Source organism: Allobosea sp. P4_C6 (assembly GCF_056402015.1).
The window spans coordinates 1-759 of sequence record NZ_JBFUIF010000314.1 but is presented as its reverse complement, the minus strand read 5'-3'; the positions used below and the strand labels follow the sequence as shown (position 1 = coordinate 759).

At 58.6% G+C, this 759-nt stretch carries 1 protein-coding gene; it reads left to right on the top strand.

Annotated elements, in window-relative coordinates; translation table 11 throughout:
- Positions 1 to 204: 204 nt before the first annotated feature.
- On the top strand, positions 205 to 759 hold a 555-nt coding region (locus tag AC1DVA_RS28890; protein ID WP_476808205.1), incomplete at its 3' end, for a hypothetical protein.

The following is a 759-nucleotide window of genomic DNA, read 5'->3' as shown; positions in this document are numbered from 1 at the left end:
GTTCTGATCCCTGACGGATCGAACCTGTGAATGTCGGAGCCGTAGCGCCCAAGGTAGTCGAGCAGACCCTCCGTTGTAGGGAGACAGGGCTTTCGCCGAAGGCGGATGCCTTGGAGGCGAAGAGATCAAATTTCAATGAAGAGGGGAAGTGGGATATCCACTCGTAGAATCCCAGAAACAGAAAATAGCAGAAGTTACACGGAAATGTTCAACAATACCTTATTCGACTGGAGCCAGGCTCGTTCCTTGGAGTCCTCGTCGTCCTCCAGCGTTTCCAGCATGGCGAGTACTATAGAAAAGCTTATCGTTCGTGTCCGCGATCTGGAGAAGGCCAATAAGGTCGCCGTCACGCGCCTTCAACCCCCGGTCGTCGTACCGCGCGCGACGCGTCGGCTTCTGATCAATTCGGACTGGGCTCGAATTGGCGGGCGCGATTTCGAGCCCGCGCCGACCGACCGGTTTGCGAGCCCTGAGTTCAAGGTCAGGTGGCAAGCCGGGCCGCATACCCGTGCGATCTATGCCGGTGCCTGTGAGGGGCTCGCGGTACTCTCCCGCGTTCTGCAACTGCCGATCTACAAGGTTTCGACCACCTCCGCCACCAAGGTCTGGACGCGGATGCAACAGCTGCGTGTCGATAGATACGGGGCTGCGCGTCGCGACCGTGGGGATTACATTATCGATCCCGGCTGGGACTCCTGGTTCCCATCGCATCTGAAAGCGCGCGAGTTTCCGTCGGCCGATAGTCCGCTGATCCTAGCC